A 20,249-nucleotide genomic window follows, 5' to 3' on the forward strand; every position below is an offset into this window, starting at 1 on the left:
TTTGCACCATAAAACACGCCGATTCCACCTTGTACTGAAACCTTCCCAGCACTCCAGTCGTGTATCTTTTGAAATCACCACACAACTTCTTCCACCGAGGCACCCGTATGCTCTCCACAACCACCCAGAGCCGTTCCTTGTCCCTCGTCTCCATAGCCATCGCCGCGCCCCTGCTCTTTGCCGCGACCACCCTCGCGCAGACCGCCATCACCTACCAGAAGCCCCCCGCGCCCATCGAGCAGCTACTCGACGCCCCCGCGACGCCCACCGTCTCCGTCGCCCCCAACGGCCTCACCCTGCTCATCGCGCAGCCGCAGAGCTTCCCCAGCATCGCCGAGGTCGCCCGGCCCCGCTATCGCCTCGCCGGCATCCGCTTCAACCCGCGCAACGCCGGCCCCAGCGTCACGGCCGACAGCATCGAGCTCCGCCTGCAGACCATCGCCCCCGGCTCTCCCAAAGCCATCACCGGCCTGCCCCCCGCTCTCCGCGCCTCCGACATCCTCTGGTCGCCCGACTCAAAACACATCGCCTTCGTCCAACGCTCCGAGGCCGCCCTCGACCTCTGGGTCATCGACATTGCCACCGCCCACGCCCACCGCGTCGGCCTGCTCAAGCTCAACTCCGTCCTCGGACGCCCCTGCGCCTGGCTGCCCAACTCCGCCGGCCTCCTCTGCAAGACCGTCCCCGCCACCCGCGGCCCCGCCCCCAAAATCAGCGAAGTCCCCACCGGCCCCCACGTCTCGGAAAACCTCGGCAAAGTCACTCCCGCGCCCACCTACGAGGACATGCTCTCCACCCCCGACGACGAAAACATCTTCGAGTACTACGCCACCTCGCAGCTCGTCGAAATCCCCCTCACCGGCCCCGCGCATCCGCTCCCCCTCAAAGGCCTCATCGGCGCCGCTATGCCCTCGCCCGACGGCCATTACGCACTCGTCGAGCTCTACCACCGCCCCTTCAGCTACACCGTCCCCTACCAGCGCTTCCCCCTCAAAACCGAGGTCGTCACCCTCAAAACCGGCACCGCCAAAGTCCTTCTCGACCGCCCCGTTGTCGACAACCTCCCCATCTCCCGCGATGCCGTAGAGCCCGGCCCGCGCGACTACCAGTGGCGCTCCGACGTTCCCTCAACTCTCGTCTGGGTAGAAGCCGCCAACGGCGGTCTCCCCACCCCCAAAGCTCCCGTCGCCGACTACGTCAAAGCCCTCCCCGCACCCTTCACCGGCGAGCCCACCACCATCCTTGAAGCTCCGCTTCGCCTCGCCCGCGCCTTCAACGGAGCCAGCGGCGGCGCCCGCGGCCTCGAATGGGGCAACGCCCACCTCGCCATCGCCACCGTCTCCCGCTTCTCCGACCGCAAGTCGATGATCCTGGCCTTCGATCCCTCAACCCCCGGCAAGGTCACAACGATCTACGAAGGTTCCTCGCAGGACCGCTACCACAGCCCCGGCCGCCCGCTCACAGTGATGAACACCGCCGGCCACCCCGTCCTCAAGCTCTCATCCGATGCCCAATCGATCTACTTCCTCTCCGACGGCGCCAGCCGCACCGGCGACAAGCCCTTCATCGCCACCATGCCTCTCACCGGCGGCAAGGAAACCATCCTCTACCGCTCCACCGACCCGTACTACATCCAGCCCGTCGCAGTCCTCCCCGGCGAAAAGCTCCTCGTCCGCCGCGAGTCCCAGACCGAGTCCCCCAACTACTTCACCGCCTCGCTCTCCGATCCGGCCACAGCCCTCACCCAGATCACCACCTTCCCCTCCCCCTACGCCGGCATCAACATGCCGACGCACGAGGTCCTCCACTACAAGCGCGCCGACGGCCTCGACCTCACCGCAACCCTCTGGCTTCCCTACGGCTACACCAAGTCGCAGGGCCCGCTGCCCACCCTCATGGAGGCCTACCCCGCCGAGTTCAAGACCCGCGCCGCCGCCAGCCAGGTCGCCGGCTCGCCCAACCGCTTCCCCACCTTCGGCTGGGGCGGCTCGCCGGTCTACTTCACACAGATCGGCTACGCCGTCCTCGAAAACGCCGCCATCCCCATCATCGGCGAAGGCGACAAGCAGCCCAACGACACCTACGTCCAGCAGCTCGTCGACGGTGCCAAAGCAGCAGTCGACGCCGGCGTCGCCACCGGCACCGTCGACCGCAACCGCGTCGGCGTCATGGGCCACAGCTACGGCGCCTTCATGACCGCCAACCTCCTCGCGCACACCGACATCTTCCGCGCCGGCATCGCCCGCTCCGGAGCCTACAACCGCACCCTCACCCCCTACGGCTTCCAGAACGAGGAGCGCACTTACTGGCAGGACCCCAAGGTCTACTTCGATATGTCGCCCTTCAGCTACGCCGACAAGATCAAGACCCCCATCCTCCTCATCCACGGCGAAGCCGACGACAACACCGGCACCTTCCCCATCCAGAGCGAGCGCTTCTACGCCGCCCTCAAGGGCCAGGGAGCCACCGTCCGCCTCGTCTTCCTCCCCCTCGAACCCCACCACTACGGCGCCCACGAAAGCCTGCAGCACATGCTCTGGGAGATGTCCCGCTGGCTCGACACCTACGTCAAACCCGAAACCTCACCCGCCACCAAATCTGCGGAATAGCCGCGGCTATGAATATTGGGTTGAATACGCCTTCGCATCTCAAAGCGTATTCAACCAAACATTTCTCAGAACGACGCGTCACGACTCGTTGTACACTTTCGGCAACTCATCCCGCTTGACACAGGTGATCCATGCCTCGCTTCATGTTTCGTCTTCCATTGCTTGTCCTTTTGCTGGCCGCACCGCTCTTCTCCGAAAGCAAAAACCCCGCAGATTATCCGCTGCGCATCCACATATTCGGTCATAACCAGACGACCTTCTACCACAACCGTTCAGAGGATGAGGCCAAGGGCGAAGGGCGCGCCAATCTCTTCGAAAACGGAGACGTCCACGCCGTGGATTTCAGCTTCGACTGCTCGGACAGGCTGAAGAACTCCTTCGGTTATGAAACCTATCCGGCCAGATGGAAGAAGCCCCATCAGGAACTTACGGTCCTGATGCCCGTCTTCGGAAAGTCCAATGCGTTCTTCACCTGCACGATCAAGACCGACGTAAAGGACTACGCCTACACCGCGCACAACGGCAGCATGTCCTCTGAACCCAGCGCTGCCTTCAAGACGTGGATGGTAAAGCACGACTACGATCCGGAGCACGGCAAGAATGAACCTATCCGCTCCGTCTCCCCTGCCGGCCCCACAAACACGGCTTCTCCCAAATAGCAGCCGGTCATTGCGCTTCGCGCCGGGAACCTATGCCGCAGCAGTCAATGCATCCTCGAGATCCCTCGGATGCCCAATAGGGCTCGGCGCGGAGACATCCTCCCAGACACCTTGCTTTGCCTGTGACCCGGATGTACCATGGTTGTCAGCAGACGAGTTTGTTCTGCCGCAGTCGCCCAGACCACCGGATGGCGTCGCCGTGAGCACACCGGCAAAAACGGCGGAGTAGATGAGTGAGCGAAAGCTCACTTTTTGTTTGCTTTAAACACAGGCTACGCCCCGGCCTCAAACGCCCCGGCCCCGCCTTGCATCTCAGCTTCAGACAAGGCCCAATCGCACCATGGCACTTCAGCTCGATACAATTCGCGCCACCGCCGACCGCGTCGCCGCCTCGCACCACCTTGACCTCGTCGACCTCGAGTTCACCGGCGGCGCCAAGCACCGTACACTCCGCGTCTTCCTCGAAAAGGACGCAGCCGCCCGCGCCGAATTCGCTGCCAAGGCCGCAGCCGACGAGGAAGCAGGCCTGCCCAAAGGCGTCCCCGTTGAAACCCTCTCCTTCGTCACCCACGAAGACTGCGCCAACTTCGCCCGCGACTTCGGCACCGTCCTCGACGTCGAAGACCTCATCCCCGGCGCCGAGTACACCCTCGAAGTCAGCTCCCCCGGCCTCGAGCGCAAGCTCCTCCGCCCCGCCGACTACACCCGCTTCACGGGCTCCCTCATCAAGCTCCAGACTTTCTCGGCCATCGAAAACAACCGCCACTTCACCGGCCGCCTCTCAACATTCGACGGCACCCAACTCACCCTCGACCTCAGCGCCATCAAACAGAAGGGCAAAGCGAAAAAAGCGCTCACCGCCCAGACCGTAACGATTTCGCTCGCCAACGTCGAGAAGGCCAACCTAGTAGCAGAAATCTGAAGAAAGGCAGGCAATAGCACGTAGATCGAAGCAGCGAAAATCCGTTTGCTACTCCCTACTCTCTATTCCCTAATCCCTGTTTCCAATGTCAAGCCCCCTGTACCAGTCCATCGAGATCCTCAGCCGCGAAAAGGGCATCGACCCCGCGATCGTCGTCGGCGCCGTTGAAGACGCCATCGCCCTCGCCACGCGCAAGTTCTATAAGACCGTCGAAAACATGCGCGGCGAGATGGACAAGGAGACCGGCGAGATCCGCGCCTACGTCTACAAGACCGTCGTCGAAACACCCGAGCTCGTCGAGGACCCCGACAACCAGCTCACCATCGAGCAGGCCCGCGAGATCGCGCCCGAAGTCGAAGTCGGCGGCGAGCTCCGCTTCTACAAGGACACCTCTCCCCTCGGCCGCATCGCCGCCCAGATGGCCAAGCAGGTCATCTTCCAGAAAGTCCGCGAAGCCGAGCGCGACACCGTCTTCAACGAGTACGGCAACCGCGTCGGCGAGATCCTCAACGCCACCGTCAAGCGCCTTGAGCCCATGGACGTCATCTTCGACCTCGGCAAGGCTGAAGCCCGCATGCCCAAGCGTGAGCAGTCGCGCCTCGAGCAGTTCGCCATCGGCGAGCGCGTCCGTGTCGTCCTCCTCCGCGTCGACCGAGCTGCAAAAGGCCCGCAGGTCATCGTCTCCCGCGCCGCGCCGGCACTGGTCCAGTCGCTCTTCCAGTCCGAGGTCCCCGAGATCTACGACGGCACCGTCACCGTGCGCGCCATCGCCCGCGAAGCCGGCGAGCGCACCAAGATCGCCGTCCAGTCCCGCGACAAGGACGTCGACCCCGTCGGCGCTTGCGTCGGCATGAAGGGCATGCGCGTCCAGTCCATCATCCGCGAGCTCCGCGGCGAAAAGATCGACATCATCGAGTACTCCGACGAGATCACCACCTTCGCCGAAAAGGCCCTGCAGCCCGCCAAGGTCAGCCGCGTCAGCATCACCGACCTCGCCGAAAAGCAGCTCGAAGTCATCGTCGACGACACCCAGCTCTCGCTCGCCATCGGCAAGAAGGGCCAGAACGTCCGCCTCGCCGCCAAGCTCCTCCAGTGGAAGATCGACATCAAGTCCGAAGAGGAGAAGCGCCAGGAGGTCGAGCAGCAGATGTCCGGCATGGGCAGCGGCCCCGCCACGCCCATCGAGCAGGTCACCGAGCTCGGCGAATCCGTCATGGAAAAGCTCATCGCCGCCGGCATCACCACCGTCGAGTCCCTCGCCGACATGACCGCCGAAGAGCTCGGCGAGATCCCCGGCATCGGCGACAAGACCGTCGAGAAGATCGCCGTCGCCGTCCGCCACTACTTCGGCCAGTACGAAGAAGGCGAAGAGCGTCCGGCAGCTCCCACACCCACCTCCGAGCCCTCGCTCGCAGGCGGTGAGGAGGCTGTAGCCGCCGCAGCCAGCGATGGCGAAGCCGCATCTCATGACCCGGAGGTGCACTCCATGACCCACACCCCTGAAGAGATTCTCGCCGACCAGGCCGCCCGCTCCGGCGAAACCGAAGAGGTGAACGGCTTCTCTGCCGAGGACCTCGCCGCCGTCGAGGAGGACGAGTCCCTCTCCGACGCCAACGACGACAACGACGCCCGCGAAGAGCGCATCGAGCAGGACAACGACACCCTCGACACCCTCGTCGACGAGGCCCAGGAGAACTCCTCCGAAGGCATCGACGACTAACTTCAACCCGGAGGGGAGTAGGAGCCGCCTAAGTGCTCCTGCTTCCTTCAACCCGGAGGGAGCAGGGGCCTTCAGGCCCCTGAAAACCTGCTCGGTCTCCTCGGGCTTTAGCCCTGGCGACTTGGCACCGCCGCTCCCGCCGCCGAAACCCATCTCTTGCAAGAAGCGGCTACAATAGAGTTATCGCTGCTCGCAACAGCGCTTCAACGGAACAAAGAATTGCCGCGCTCGGAGGTGAAAGCCTCTGCACGCAAATCCTGCTTCACTGAGGCTGATATGAACAGCTAACGCGTAGAGGAACACAAGCGAGTCCGGCCCATCCCCGCCGGCCTCAAGAAGGATTGAATGAGCAAAGTTCGAATCAACGATCTTGCACGAGAGATGGAAGTTAAGAGCAACGCCATCCTCGATGCTCTCAAGGCGGTTGGCGTCACCGAGAAAAAGACGCACTCCAGCTCCATCGAAGAAGATGAAGCCGAGAAGGTGCGCGGCTACTTCAACCGCGGCTCCCGCACCTCTGCGCGCCCCGCCCCGGCCGAGAAGAAGGAATCTTTCAACCTCTCGCATGTCTCCAAGCCCGGCGATGCGCTCAAGGCCATCCTCGAGCGCAAGCAGGCTGAAGCCGCCGCCAAGGCTGCTCCCCCGCAGCGTCCCGCTGTCGCCGTGGTCGCCCCGGCCAGGCCCGCTGTCGCCGCTGCGCCGCCCGCAGCTTCCGTCGCGCGCCCTGCGGCACCGCCGCCTGCCGCCGCCCCCGCACCGGAGCCTCAGCAGCCGCCCGCGCCGCGCCGCATCGTTCCTCTGCCGCGTCCCCCGGCTCCTGTCTATGTAGTAGCGCCACCCGCCGCCCGGCCCGCGCCCGGTGCCGTCGTGGCTCGTCCTCCGGCAGCCCCCGCCGTCGCCGCTGTACCGCCCGCAGCTCCGGTCGTGGTCAAGCCCGCACCCGCAGCGCCTGCCGTAGTTGCCGCACCAGCGCCTACGCCAGCACCGGCACCCATTGCAGCAGCAGTCCAGCCGCCTGCAGCTCCCGAGCCCGCACCGGCACCCGTGGCCGCCGCACCACAGCCTCCCGCGGCTCCAGCCGCGCCCGTCCGCCGCGTCATCATGCCGCAGACTGGCCCGCGTCCCACCTACGCAGCCCCCGCTGGTGCAGCCCGCACTCCCATCTTCCAGCGGCCGCGTCCCGGCTTCCCCGGCTCTAACACCGGTGGCGCGCCCGGTTCACGTCCTCCCATGGCTCCCGGCGCTCGCCGGCCCATGCACCCCACCCGCACCTTTCCCGGCGGCCCTGGTGGAGGCCCAGGTGGTCCCGGTGGCCGTCCTGGCTTCCCACCGCGTCCTGGCTTCCCGCCCCGCCCCGGCTTCGGCAATCGCGCCGGAGGCACCGGCCCCGGTGGCCTGCTTCCGCCGACCGAGGCCGCACCGGCCCCCGGCCGCCCGCAGCGTCCCGGCCAGCGTGGCCGCGGCGGTCCGCGCTACGAGAAGAACAAGGAAGTCGCGCTGAAGGGTTACGCCCCCAGCCGCGGCGCCGCCATGATCCCCCAGGGCGAGCTGCCGATCACCAAGCACATCACCGTCACCGAAGGCATCTCGGTCAAGGACCTCGCCGAGAAGCTCGAAGTCCGCGGTAAGGACCTCATCGCCACCCTCCTCATGAAGGGTGTCATGGTCACCGTCAACCAGTCCCTCGACGGCGAGCTCGTCAAGGATGTCGCCCGCCAGTTCGGCGCCGACGCCACCGTCATCTCCGTCGAAGACCAGCTCGAAAACGAGGCACTCGAAGGCCTTCTGCAGGACACCACCGGTCTCGTCGAGGTCGTCCGTGCCCCTGTCGTCACCATCATGGGCCACGTCGACCACGGTAAGACCTCCCTGCTCGATGCCATCCGCTCCACCGACGTCGCCGCTGGCGAAGCCGGCGGCATCACCCAGCACATCGGAGCCTACAAGGTCCACGTCACCAAGCCGGACTCGCCCGCCTTCGGCCGCGAGATCGTCTTCCTCGACACCCCCGGTCACGAAGCCTTCACCCGCATGCGTGCCCGCGGCGCCAAGATCACTGACATCGTCGTGGTCGTCGTCGCAGCCGACGACGGCGTGATGCCCCAGACCCTCGAAGCCATCGACCACGCCCGTGCCGCCAAGGTGCCCATGATCGTGGCCGTCAACAAGATCGACAAGCCCGAGGCCGACCCCTCACGCGTCATGCAGCAGCTCGCTGCGCGCGGCGTGCAGGCCACCAGCATGGGCGGCGACATCGAGTTCGTGGAAGTCTCCGCCAAGAAGCACATCAACCTCGATGGCCTTGAGGAGATGATCTGCCTCGTCGCCGACACCAACGAGCAGAAGGCAACCCCTGACCGTCCCGCAGTCGGCACGGTCATCGAAGCCAAGCTCGATCGTGGCCGCGGCGCCGTCGCCTCCATCCTCGTGCAGAACGGCACGCTCCGCACCGGCGACAGCTTCATCGTCGGCAACACCTTCGGCAAGATCCGCGCCATGTTCGACGATCGCGGCAAGGAGATCAAGGAAGCCGGTCCCTCGACACCCGTCGAGATCCTCGGCCTTGAGTCCATCCCCGACGCCGGCGACACCTTCCTCGTCATGGCCGATCGCGACCGTGCCAAGGAGATCGCCAAGTACCGCACCATGAAGGAGCGCGAAGCCCAGCTCGCCAAGAGCTCGCGCGTCTCCCTCGAAGGCCTCGCCGAACAGATCAAGCAGGCCGGCGTCAAGGACCTCAACCTCATCCTCAAGGGCGATGTGCAGGGTTCGGTCGAAGTGCTGGCCGATTCGCTCGCCCGCATGTCCACCGAGAAGGTGCGCGTCAAGGTCCTCCACTCCGGCGTCGGCGCCATCACCGAGTCCGACATCCTGCTGGCCTCCGCCTCCAACGCAGTCGTCATCGGCTTCAACGTCCGCCCCGAACGCAAGGCACAGGAGCTCGCCGACCAGGAGAAGGTGCAGATTCGCCTCCACTCCATCATCTACGAGCTTCAGGACGAGATCACCAAGTCCATGTTCGGCTTGCTCGATGCGGTCTACAAGGAGAACTACGCGGGTCGCGCCGAAGTCCTGCAGGTATTCAAGATCACCAAGGTCGGCCAGATCGCCGGCTGCGTGGTCCGCGACGGCCTCATCAAGCGCGACAACCAGGTCCGCGTCCTCCGCGATGGAGTCGAGGTCTGGAAGGGCAAGATCGCCAGCCTCAAGCGCGTCAAGGACGACGTCTCCGAAGTCCGTCAGGGCGTCGAGTGCGGTATCGACCTCGCCGGCTTCAAGGACATCAAGGCAGGCGACATCATCGAGGCCTTCACCACCGAGAAGATGGCCGCGGAGCTCGGGCAGAACACCGCCGAAGCAGCTAAGGCCGCCAAGGAGGCCGCTGCCAAGGAAGCCGCGACCACCGCTGCCAACGCCACCGAAACGGAGACGGCCTCAGTCTAAGCCGCTCCTCCAAACAGCGAAGGGCCGGGACACTCTCCCGGCCCTTCGTATTTCCGTCAGCTCTTCCCCACCCCCAAAGCGTGTCATTCGGAACCACGCTAAATATGTCATTTCGGCCAGCCGTGTTTGCCGAATCCACGCAGTTCGCCACGATGTGGCCAGTGTATTGATTTCTATCCGCCTTTTGGGGCATTCCCGCTACACGGTTTTCAATAGCGAAATGATCGCGCTGCCGACCGGGCTCCCCAATCCCGTGCATGCGTCCCACCCCGGCCCTGCGGAAAACCCACCGTTGTTCCCCTGCGTGATGTCTCGAAACGCACCCGCACCACCCGAGGCATACAACGCAGGATTCACAAACCCTGCATCGCTTCCGTTCTGCGCGTTCGCCAGCGCGATCAGCCCCGCCCACAACGGCGCCACAGCACTCGTTCCACCGATCACCTGTTGCTCTCCATCCACCAGCACCTCATATCCAGTCGACGGGTCCGCATCGCCCGCCACATCCGGAACCCCCCGCCCACCACCTTTCGTCGTCGGCGCCGGCACATTCGAGTTCGCCTGCCAGCTCGGCAGCGCGAACGAGTTGCTCACACCGCCGCCGGTAGCGCCCTCGTCGTCCGAGAGCTCATTCCACACCACCTCGTTCGTGATCCGCGTCCCGCTGCCCATCAGCTTCGTCCCACCACACGCCAACACATTTGGGCTGGACGCCGGAAAGTCCACATGGTTCGCCGACCCGCTCACACCATCGGTCGAACCATCGTCGCCAGCCGCCACCGTAATCGTCACACCCACAGCAGCGGCGGCCTGGCACGCGGCGTTCAGCGCCGCAAGGCCCTGCGCCGTCCACGTCGACTCCGGCCCGCCCCAGCTGATCGACACCACGCTCGGCTTATTCACCGTGTCATGCACCGCCGTCGACACCGCATCCACAAATCCCTGGTCTGTGTTCGGCGCAAAGTACACCGCGACCTTCGCCCCCGGCGCCACCGCCGCACTCACCTCGATGTCCAGCATCACCTCGCCATCCGCGCCGCTCGGATCGCCCGGAGAATTCGTCCCGCCATCCACCGTCACAGCCGTCACCGCCGGAGCGCTCAATCCCAACCCCGAAAAGTACGTCTCAATATCCGACTCCACAAACCCGCCGCCCAGCTCAACGATCCCAATCGTCTGCCCGCTCGCCGTCACGCCCTGCGGAAACCCATACAGCGCTCCCACCTGCACCGGCGTAAACGAACCTGTCACCGCGTTTGGCTTTGCGATCCGAAAATGCGGCCTCGCTTGCGGACGGTTGTCCAGGCCTAGCACCGCTATCACATGCCCGTCCAGCTCCTGCGGGATATTCACCGCTCCCTCGCGCACCCGGAACGCACCCGAGCCCGACTCCACGCGACGCAGCGCCACACCAAACGCCCGCTCCATATCCGACACCGTCCCATGCAGATGCACCGTGCATCGCCCCGGAGAAGGACTCGCGTCCATCGTCAATCCAAACTCCTCGGCGAACGCCTTCACCACCGCCACCGACGCCGGATCGGCACCATGCTTCTCCGCAAACTCCTCGCGGCTCATCCGCACCTGCCCCACGCCCGTCGCAGGCGGCACCGGGCTCTTCGGCTTCACAATCACCGTCACCGTAATCCCGGCCTCGGCCACCGACTCCGCCGAGCGCTCCACCGCACCCACCTGCCCCGCCGCTTCAAACGGCTTCCGTGCGCTGCCCTTCAGCGCGACTCTGCTCTGCTCTGCAAACTTTGACTTCGCCATGGCAACACTCCCCGTAAGCCCTTGAGGCCCGATGCCTGACTTAGATGCGCGACTCGCCCCTCGCGCCATCATCCACAGCATGACGAAAGCATCGTCAACCATACGTGTTTTAGTGAAGCTCTGAACAAGGTCTCGTGCTTTGAAGGGGCGGGACTTTAGTCCCGCCGTAAAGCCTCCGAAATCAGTGCGGCTTTAGCCGCGGAGGGAACGCTCGCACGTTCAGGGTTTCCTTAACCATCTACCAGCGCCGTGGCGCAACTCCGCGTTAAACTTCGCGCACTTGGCGGGAAAGTCTTGCGACTAAAACCGCAGCAGATAGCTCGCCTTCACAAAGAATTGTCGCCCATCATTCAAATACAGCCTCGACACCGGCGGCGTCGTATTGTTCGGATCGCAATCCCCATCCGGCAACCGGTTGCACAACGCGCGGTCGATGTTCTGGATATCGTTGTTGTATCCCACATACACCGCCGTCCCCGGATGCGGCAGCCACGTCAGCAGCGCCTCCGTGCTCACATGCTTCGTGCGCTGCAGGCTCGTCTCCAGCGGGTTCGCCAGCACCGAGTCGTACTCCACAATCGTCCTCGCCGAGAGCGCCTTCGTGAACTGGTAGTTGATCTTCGTCCGGAACGTCTGGCTCTCATACACATCCGCATTCGTATGCGCGTTGTGGTCGCGGTCCAGCAGGTACGTGTTGTCGATGGTCACGTTGTGCAGTGGAAGCACGCTCACCAGCGCCTGCAATGTCTGCTGGTCCAACAGGAACGGCACATCGTTGTTCGCCGGCGGGTTGTAGTTCACATTGCCGCTCCGCAGGCCTACGATGTTCAGGTTCAACTGCCGCAGCGGCGCGCTCCGCACCACGAACCCGCCATAGTTCTCCGTAAAGTTCACGCTGTGCGACAGCGCATACCCATCCTGCGGCCCCACCGTATCCGAGTTCTCCCCACCGATCGGCGCAATCACCGTATTGCCCTTCAGCGTGAAGAACGGATCGAACTGCGAGTAGTGATAAATCCGGTTGCCCTGGTGGTCATACGCCACCTGTTGATTGTTCTCCAGCCCAATGCTCTGCACAAAACTGTGCTTCGGATACCACTGATAGGTCGAGTGCTCCTGGTCGTGATAGTAGTCCGTCGTCTGGATGAACCCCACCGCACTCTGAAAGCCCGTGCTGTAGTCGTCGAATTCATTCTGGAGGTTCCACGCATGCCCCTGCCGGCTGACGCTGAGCGTGCTCGCCGGCCCTGCGCTATAGCTATCGCCGCTGCCCTCGTCTCCACTCCCTAGCAGCGTCCCATTCACGTTCTTCGTCGAGCTCTCCACCATCTGCCCGGTCGCCGTCCACTTCTCATTCATCCGCCACGTAAAGTCGACGCCCCCAATGCGGTTCCAGCTTCCTGCAAACTCATAGTCCGTATACATCAGCCCAAGGCTCGATCCCTTGCCCAGGTCCTGGGTCACGCGTCCCACGCCAAACAGCGCCTTCTTGCCGAAGTCGGGATCGCTCGTCGCAAACGTCTCGCCCGGCCCGCGATCGTCCGCCAGCAGAATGCCGATGTTCGTCCCGCCGATCTTGCCCGTCGCCCGCACCCCAAACACCGGCCGCACGATATTGCGCGTGTACAGCAGGTCGATCGGGGTCGTAAAGTAATTCGCATTCTCCAGAAAGAACGGCCGCAGCTCCGGAAAGTACACCGGATACCGCTGGTTCACCGTGAACTGCGGCTGGTCGCTCTCAATGTCGCTGAAGTCCGGGTTCACCGTCGCGTCCAGCACGATCGAGTCCTTCACCACGGCTTTCACCTCACCGCCCCCGGTTGCCTCTGCATTGCGAGTGCTGAAGTAAGGGTCCAGCGGGTTCAGCCCATTCAGCGCATGGACGTTCTGCCCCAGCATGTAGGGGTTCAACTGAATGTTGTGCGACCCCGTCACACCCGTGATCCCCAGCAGCGTCCCCTCCTGCGGCAGAGTCCCTGTAATGCTCGTCGCAATGTGCGGCCACGAGTCCGTCTCACTGTTGCGAGGAAAGTTCCGCTGCAGCACCACGCCCCAGTCCTGAGCATCCGGCCGGAAGCGCAGGCTCTTGAACGGGATCGCAAACAGCGCCATCCACCCCTTGCTCGTCACCTCGCCGTCCGAATCCCACACCTGGTCGTAGCTGTAGTCCGTCCCGTTTCCCTCAGTCCACGCCGCGTCCGCCTGCACGCCCGCCGCATTGGTCTGAAACAGAATCCCCCGCCGATGGTCCTGGAACGTATCCAGCAGCACCGACACATTGTCATCAGTCAGAATGTTCTCCCGCCGCGCCAGGTGTCCGCGGATCGCCGCCGGATCACTGTCGTAGCAGGCGAACACCACATACAGCGCCGTCGACGTCCTCCCAATCCAAGCCACTGTCTTCTGCGTCCCAGGCAACCCGTCGCTCGGCGCGCTCTGGATAAACCCATCCACCTCCGTCAACTGGTTCTTGATCTCCGCCTTCGGCTCCATCTCCGCAAAGTCCCGCAGCGTGATCCCCCGCGACAGCACCGGCACCTTCTTATCCGTCGCCTGCTGCGGCTTCGGAGGCGCCGCCGTCACCACCGTCGGCTTGCCAGCCTGTCCCCCCGTCGATACCTGTCCCACAGCAACCGCCCCACCACCGGTTACCAACCCGCAGAGCAACAAAAGCTTCAGCACAAACTCTCCATCCGTTGCGGGTCTGCGACCGGGCATACGCGCATTCAATTAGTTTCGCTCGGAGCTACGCAAATTGGACGGACCGGGTTCCCGAACGTCTGTGAATTCCACCACAAAAACTGTCAAGCGATCAATCATTCAAGTCACTCAATCGAAAAAGGATAGAACTACACAATCACCCTCCACCCAACCGTACAATAGAAGTAGGGACAACTTGGCAACTGCCCTTGCCTGTTTTCCTCTGCGTACTCTGCGGGCTTCTACATTGCGCCCTCTGCGTGAAAGCTCTTGCCGCAGCAAGCGCCAAAGGCGCGAGCGTACCTCAGCATCCCGCAGCCCTGATCAGACCTTCACAAGTCCACCCTTAACCCCAATCGGCTCCGGATTTTAGATCAAAAAGTACCCGGGGGGAGGGGTGGGGTGTATCTACGAGTTCGGTCTACAATCGACTCGTGAACCTCGACGCCCTGCAGTCCGCGCTCCGCGACGCCCACCTCGACGGCTGGCTCTTCTACGACCACCACCACCGCGACCCCATCGCCTACCGCATCCTCGGCCTCGACGAGAACAGCTTCGTCTCCCGCCGCTGGTTCTACTTCGTCCCCGCCACCGGCGAGCCCCGCAAGCTCGTCCACCGCATCGAGTCCGGCAAGCTTGACATACTCCCCGGCACCCGCGACGCCTACTCCAGCTGGCAGGAGCTCGAACAGAAACTCGAGTCCATGCTCGATGGCTCGACCAGAATCGCCATGCAATACTCCCCGCGCAACGCCATCATGTACGTCTCCATGGTCGACGCAGGAACCGTTGAGCTCATCCGCAGCTTCGGCAAGGACATCGTCAGCTCCGCCGATCTCGTCAGCATCTTCGAGGCCGTCCTCACCGAGGAGCAGATCGACAGCCACTACGCCGCCCAGAAGAAGGTCGACGCCGTCCTCGCCGCCGGCTGGCGCCGCATCGGCGACAGCGTCCGCGCTGGCACGAAGATTGGCGAGATCGACGTAGTGAACTTCTTCCTCGAGTCCTTCCAGCGCGAAGGCCTCTTCACCGATCACGGCCCCAACTGCTCCGTCGGCCCCAACTCCGCCGACTCCCACTACGAGCCGACAGCCGAAACCTCACGCCCCATCAAGCAGGGCGACTTCGTCCTCATCGACATCTGGGCCAAACTGAACTCCCCACAGGCCATCTGGTACGACATCACCTGGACCGGCGTCGTCGGCCGCGAGCCCACCGACCGCGAGCACCTCGTCTTCAACACCGTCCGCGACGCCCGCGACGCCGCCATCGCAGCCGTCCAGTCAGCCTACGCGAAGAACCAGCCCATCGCCGGCTGGCAGGCCGACGACGCAGCCCGCGCCATCATCCGCAACGCAGGCTTCGGCCCGGAGTTCACCCACCGCACCGGCCACAACATCGCCGTCTCGCTCCACGGCAACGGCGCGCACCTGGACAACCTCGAGACCCACGACGAGCGCCTCCTGCTGCCCAACACCTGCTTCTCCGTGGAACCCGGCATCTACATCGTCGGCGAGTTCGGTGTCCGCAGCGAGGTCGACATGATCACCCGTCCCGGCAGCGCAGTCGTCACCGGCCCCGCCCAGTCCGAGCTCCTCCGCGTCTGACACTGCTAGAATCGAGACCGATGGCTACTCCAGCGAAGACCCCCGCCGCCCCAGACGCAGCGGCTAAAAACTCAACCTTCCCGATGCTCGTCCTCCTAGCCGGCTGGCTCGTCCCCGGTCTCGGTCACGTCCTTGTCGGGAAAAAGATCCGCGCCCTGCTGCTCTTCGTCTCCATCCTCGGCATGTACCTCATCGGCCTCTCTCTCGCCGGCAAGGTCTACCAGCCCAACACAGGAGACATCCTCGACATCCTCGGCTTCGTCGGCCAGCTCGGCATGGGCCTGCTCTACGTCATCGCGCGGGTCTTCTCGCTCGGCGCCACGTCAGCCGTCAACACCCTCGCCGACTACGGCACCAAGGCCCTCGTCATCGCCGGCCTGCTCAACCTCATCTCCGCGGTCGACGCGCACTCGCTGGCCAACGGCAGAAAGGCCTCCTACTAATGCTGAGCCACTTCTCCGCTGTCCTGCTCTTCGCGCTCTTCATCTCGGTAGTCTTCGGTATCACGCAGCGCGCGCAGCCGCGCATGATGGTCCGCTTCGGCGCCTACTGCTTCGTACTCTTTGTCGGCAGCGTCATCGTCATCAGCTGGCTCATGTGGGTTATCAAGCACTAACCACACATCTACGGGAACGGGTTCGTACTCGGCGAAGTCGTTGTGCCTGAGCCGCCGAAACTTGGTCCTGTAGAACCGCTGGCTCCGTTCGCGCTGTTCGGCGTCCCATTCAGGTTGTTTCCGAAGCTGCTCGCCGACTGCGACGCAATCCCGCCTCCTGTAATGTTCACCGACTGCTTCAGGATCTCGATCCGCGGGTCGTACCAGAACTCCCACGTGTCATAGGTCGTCTGCTGGTTCGGGTTCGTGATCGAGTTACCCGACTTCGACGTCGTCACCCCAACAATCACGCCGCCCGCGCTATCGCCAAACATGCCGCCATCGCCGCTGCTTCCATTACTACCCGTACTGCCGGTCGCCCCACTCGCGCCTGTTGCACCGGTCGCTCCCAAACTGCCGCCAATCGTGGATCCGCCAAAGCCCGCATTCAGCGCATTGGAGCTGTTCACCGTCGTCGGCCCGATGGCTGCTCCCCCCAGCCCTCCAGCCCCAACCGCCGGCGCGGCAGCACCAAGCCCGGCTACCGCCTCACCAAGTTCCTTACCAAAAAACACATGGATCTTCGTCTTCTGCTCACCCAGATGGATCAGCTTCCAGTCCGCCTTGCCAGTCAGTGGGTCAACATACTGGTGACGCAGATAACGAATATTGTTCGTGTTCTCCAGCGCCTTGATCGACGGCGGATAGCTATGGCTCCTCCGATAATAGAGCTGGATGGCGCGAACGTACTGCTCGGCCCGCCGCTGGCTCTCCAGCTCCTTATCGCGCTGTAGATCGGCAGCAACCATCGGCGCAGCTACAGCCAGTGCAATCATCACCAGCGCAATCAGCACCACGACAGCCAGCAGCATGTAGCCGGCCTCGCCATTAGCTGTCGCTCGTTCTCCTGCCTCGGATTGGATCTCCGTTGCCATCGCGGGCGTGATGCTCCTTAGGCGCGCTCAGTCAGTTCGTCTGTAATGGCAACGACTTCACGTTGCCATTCGACAGATCTTCCACCTCGACGCCGCCGGGACCGATGCTGTGGACCTTATACCGGCGCGCGACGATATCGCCCTCCGCAGCAAGATACACATCCTCGTCATGCAGCAGGAAAGCCTGCTTCTTACCGTCAGAGGTAACCTCCGTCCCGAAGAACTTCAGGTTGATCGGTGGCGGTGGTGGTGGCCCCGTCTGCACCGGAACCACCGGCCCCGTATTCGTGTTTGGTCGCGCAGGTGGAACCGGCCCGTTTACCTTCGCAGTTGGCGGAACATAGACCAGCGAGAAGATGTTCCGTCCCGTGCCTGTGTACACCAGGCTCTCCGTCCGCAGCATGGCTCGTTCATCCAGAGTCGGGTCCAGGCTGCTGGAAGTGCTCGCCATCTTCGTCGCCGCGACACCAGGTGCAACTCCCTGCCCTGTCCCCTGAGAGGCGCTCTGCGCGGCTCCAGCCCGCGGCGTATTGCCGCTCGGCTTCGTCAACACAACCGGCGCCTGCTGCGGTGCCGGTGTGCTTGTCGCAAAGTCGGTCTCATACACATAGATGGCTGCGCCCAGAAACACCACTCCAAAGACGATGTAGGCAATCATCTTCTTCTGCTGTTCCTTTTGCTGAGGAGTGCTCATCGTTTGCCTCCCGCCGTCGTGCTGGCGTCAGCCGCCGCCGGGGGCGCCATCGACTCCGCCACACTCGGGCTGCGCAGATACGTGACCATCCTCAACCGGAGGTTCACCTGTCCCGTCTGCTGCCCGGAGAGGTTGATATTGGTGATCACAAAGAACAGCTTGTCACGTTCGGCCGTGTTGATGAACTCAACAATCGACCTGTAGTCCCCGGTCACATTCGCATCGAGCCGCAGCTCGGTCAGCGCCGCATCGCCTGCAAGCACCGGGCTCTGCGCATACTGCACGTGCATCAATCGAACGCCTTTGTTCTTCGTCAACATACCCAGCTCAGTCAGCACCTGCGAGTACGCATACGGAAGCCGCTGCTGGTAAAACTTGTTCGCATCTGCAGTCGAGTTCTCCAGCTTCGCATCCAGTCCACGTAGCGGCTTCGCTGCAATCTCAGCAGCCCGCATCTGCGATCGAGCCTGGTCCATCGCCGCCGCGTTGTTCGAGTTCAGGCCCTGCCAGACAAACAACAGCTGCACAGCCAAATACAAAGTCACGATGGCAAGAATAGCAACGCCCGCAAAGTGCAGGTTCAGTTCCGTCAAAAGCGCTTTCGCACGCTCGGTCATCTGCGGCATGCGTCGCAGCAGCGATCCATTCTCGGAGGGCGTCACAGCAGTTGTGCTCATGCAGCCTTCCCATTCTGCCCGGGCTTCGACGGCGCCACTGGCATCTGAGGATTCGGTTTCGGCACCGGCCCTCTGCGCTGCATCGGAGGCATCGGCTTCAGAGTCACACCCGGCCTTGTCGCAGTTGCATGAGCAGCGGCACCGCTCTTCGCCGCATGGCTCCTGCCTTCCATCGGCGTCGATGTTTCCTCCACTACAGCTTTCTCTTTGGGATACGCCTCACCCTCCGGTAGCGGGTTGTAGTTAGCAAGAATCTCGAACTCGACATTACCCGGAGCACCATTGGCCGAAGCATTGGCCTGCGCCAGGTCCTTTGCCTGTACCGCTTCACTGCTCAGTCTGGGCTGCAGGAACCGCTTTGAATGCTCCAGGTTTCGCACCAGCTGCACAGCTCGGTCACGGTCTCCCGCCACACGCATGCGAATCACTACGTCACCATCAGCAGTCACGCTCGGCTCAATGGACGTCACCTGCACCCCGCTCGGCAACACCGTCTCGAGGTCCATCATCACCGCGGTCCATGAAAAGCTCTTCCGCAGAAAGAGTGCGTTCAGAAAATGCGCACGATCCAGAACCGCAGCGTTAGCTGGCTGACGCATTCTGCGCTCATTCGCCTGCTTCTCCGACACAGCCACCTTGGTCCTTGTCTTTATGGCCTGCATCTGGGCTTGTGCTGTGTCCAGCTGCTTCTGCAGCACATGGGCCCCAATCAACAGTGCCAGCGACAGCGCCGCCAGCCCGGCCATGACCCATCGCAGCCGCAGCATATAAGGCCGAAGCTCCACATACGGTCGCGTCGCAAGATTGACCTGAATCTTCATCTAGCCTCGCAGCGCCCCCGTCACGCTCGACAACCACGACCTCGGCACCGATGCCACAACGGCATCACTCAACAGCGAAGAGCTGTCCACCAGTTCGCGAACGGAGAGTCCTTCTTCGGGCCCTACTCCTTCGTCACGGAGCATGCGTCCCAGCTTCTCCGCACCCAGCGGTCCCGCACTCAGGACCATGCCTGGAGACGTAGCCAATGTGTCCTCAAAATACGCCGCAGCCACACTCACCGCCTGCGCAATCTCGCTCGAAAAAGGCACCTTCTGTAGGTCCTGAGCGGTCTCCTCAGGGGGCAGAGCTGGACTGGGCGGCAGGCTCGATTCTGTCGACGCATAAGCGTTCCCCGTGTGGTCCTGCAGATCGACACTGCGATGCAACAGCAGCACGCCGTTCTGCACAATCGCTGCAGTAACGCCAATGCCATTCGCATTCACCAGCAACGATGGCCCATCGTTCTCCAGCGCTGCCAACGCTGCCAGCGTGCTCGGCAGAACCGCTCCCGGCTCAAAACCTGCTTCGCGCGTCACCGTCTCATACTCGCTCAAGACATCGGGCGGGATGGCCACCGCCAGCACACGCACAAGGCCACGGCTGGTGCTCATTACCTGGTAGCTCACCATCGCCTCGTCAGCATCGAACGGCAATAATTTCTTCAGCCGAAAACGCACGATCGGCAGCGCCTCTGCTTGCTTCGTCGTCAAAGCATCGAAGTCCAACAACAGCACACGCGCCGCCGCGTCGGGGATAACCAGCGTCATGTCCGCGTTGCGCGAGTTCGGTTTCGCATCCACCGACTCCAGCGCCTTGCGGATGGCCGCCGCGACCGCAACACGGTCTACAACATTCCCCGGCTTCAGCCCAGGCACCACCGCACCGCTGGCAAGCTCAACGCGGGCCACTGACGACAGGGCCGCCGTCGCACTCGCCGAGCGTGCCGCGATTACGCCCTGGGGCGAGATCTCACACGCCACACGAGGCCGATTTCCTGATGCATGGGGAAGTAGATTCATGAAGCTCTATCTAGAGTACCTTGGCGGATGGTCGACCGGCAGTCCTAAGCGTTGGACGCACGAAAGAGGGTGC

15 protein-coding genes are annotated in these 20,249 nt (G+C 63.3%); 8 read left to right on the forward strand and 7 right to left on the reverse strand.

The window, feature by feature from the left end; translation table 11 throughout:
* Positions 1–107: 107 nt before the first annotated feature.
* The 5 genes from GOB94_RS05550 (at position 108) to infB (ending at position 9,354) form a co-directional block, all read left to right on the forward strand.
* Positions 108–2,609, forward strand: a complete 2,502-nt coding sequence (locus GOB94_RS05550) for a prolyl oligopeptidase family serine peptidase (protein ID WP_182277868.1) — start codon at positions 108–110, stop codon at positions 2,607–2,609.
* 131 nt (positions 2,610–2,740) lie between these two features.
* The gene (locus tag GOB94_RS05555) at positions 2,741–3,268 is read left to right on the forward strand and encodes a hypothetical protein (RefSeq protein ID WP_182277869.1); all 528 of its coding nucleotides are present in this window, start codon (positions 2,741–2,743) and stop codon (positions 3,266–3,268) included.
* A gap of 340 nt (positions 3,269–3,608) precedes the next feature.
* Entirely contained in the window at positions 3,609–4,190 is a 582-nt protein-coding gene (gene rimP / locus GOB94_RS05560; RefSeq protein WP_182277870.1) for a ribosome maturation factor RimP, read from the forward strand.
* A gap of 85 nt (positions 4,191–4,275) precedes the next feature.
* Positions 4,276–5,910: a transcription termination factor NusA gene (gene nusA, locus GOB94_RS05565; RefSeq protein ID WP_182277871.1), complete on the forward strand. Its 1,635-nt coding sequence runs from the start codon at positions 4,276–4,278 to the stop codon at positions 5,908–5,910.
* A gap of 345 nt (positions 5,911–6,255) precedes the next feature.
* Positions 6,256–9,354, forward strand: a complete 3,099-nt coding sequence (infB, locus tag GOB94_RS05570; RefSeq protein ID WP_182277872.1) for a translation initiation factor IF-2 — start codon at positions 6,256–6,258, stop codon at positions 9,352–9,354.
* Between the two features lie 198 nt (positions 9,355–9,552).
* Here infB and GOB94_RS05575 read toward each other — a convergent pair whose 3' ends face one another.
* On the reverse strand, positions 9,553–11,127 hold the full coding sequence (locus GOB94_RS05575) for a S53 family peptidase (protein ID WP_182277873.1): 1,575 nt from the start codon (positions 11,125–11,127) through the stop codon (positions 9,553–9,555).
* Positions 11,128–11,427: 300 nt separating this feature from the next.
* Entirely contained in the window at positions 11,428–13,845 is a 2,418-nt protein-coding gene (locus GOB94_RS05580; protein ID WP_182277874.1) for a carbohydrate binding family 9 domain-containing protein, read from the reverse strand.
* 416 nt (positions 13,846–14,261) lie between these two features.
* Here GOB94_RS05580 and GOB94_RS05585 point away from each other — a divergent pair, with 416 nt between their 5' ends.
* Genes GOB94_RS05585 through GOB94_RS05595 form a run of 3 tightly spaced genes read left to right on the forward strand, consistent with a single transcriptional unit; the run spans position 14,262 to position 16,050 of the window.
* Positions 14,262–15,434 (forward strand): M24 family metallopeptidase, encoded by a 1,173-nt coding sequence (locus GOB94_RS05585; RefSeq protein ID WP_182277875.1) that lies wholly within the window; start codon positions 14,262–14,264, stop codon positions 15,432–15,434.
* Positions 15,435–15,454: 20 nt separating this feature from the next.
* The gene (locus tag GOB94_RS05590) at positions 15,455–15,877 is read left to right on the forward strand and encodes a DUF6677 family protein (protein ID WP_182277876.1); all 423 of its coding nucleotides are present in this window, start codon (positions 15,455–15,457) and stop codon (positions 15,875–15,877) included.
* On the forward strand, positions 15,877–16,050 hold the full coding sequence (locus GOB94_RS05595; protein WP_182277877.1) for a hypothetical protein: 174 nt from the start codon (positions 15,877–15,879) through the stop codon (positions 16,048–16,050). Before GOB94_RS05590 ends, GOB94_RS05595 begins: the two co-directional genes overlap by 1 nt.
* 8 nt (positions 16,051–16,058) lie before the next feature.
* Here the strand turns inward: GOB94_RS05595 and GOB94_RS05600 are convergent, their stop codons facing one another.
* Genes GOB94_RS05600 through GOB94_RS05620 form a run of 5 tightly spaced genes read right to left on the reverse strand, consistent with a single transcriptional unit; the run spans position 16,059 to position 20,137 of the window.
* Positions 16,059–16,964, reverse strand: coding sequence for a type II secretion system protein (locus GOB94_RS05600; RefSeq protein ID WP_182277878.1), 906 nt, complete (start codon positions 16,962–16,964; stop codon positions 16,059–16,061).
* Between the two features lie 31 nt (positions 16,965–16,995).
* Positions 16,996–17,658 (reverse strand): hypothetical protein, encoded by a 663-nt coding sequence (locus GOB94_RS05605; protein WP_182277879.1) that lies wholly within the window; start codon positions 17,656–17,658, stop codon positions 16,996–16,998.
* Positions 17,655–18,335, reverse strand: a complete 681-nt coding sequence (locus tag GOB94_RS05610) for a hypothetical protein (RefSeq protein ID WP_182277880.1) — start codon at positions 18,333–18,335, stop codon at positions 17,655–17,657. The genes GOB94_RS05605 and GOB94_RS05610 overlap by 4 nt, the downstream gene beginning before the upstream one ends.
* The gene (locus GOB94_RS05615; RefSeq protein ID WP_182277881.1) at positions 18,332–19,156 is read right to left on the reverse strand and encodes a PilN domain-containing protein; all 825 of its coding nucleotides are present in this window, start codon (positions 19,154–19,156) and stop codon (positions 18,332–18,334) included. Before GOB94_RS05615 ends, GOB94_RS05610 begins: the two co-directional genes overlap by 4 nt.
* Positions 19,157–20,137: a hypothetical protein gene (locus tag GOB94_RS05620; RefSeq protein ID WP_255484258.1), complete on the reverse strand. Its 981-nt coding sequence runs from the start codon at positions 20,135–20,137 to the stop codon at positions 19,157–19,159.
* Positions 20,138–20,249: the final 112 nt, after the last annotated feature.

The organism is Granulicella sp. 5B5, assembly GCF_014083945.1.
In the GTDB taxonomy this organism is placed as follows: Bacteria; Acidobacteriota; Terriglobia; order Terriglobales; family Acidobacteriaceae; genus Granulicella.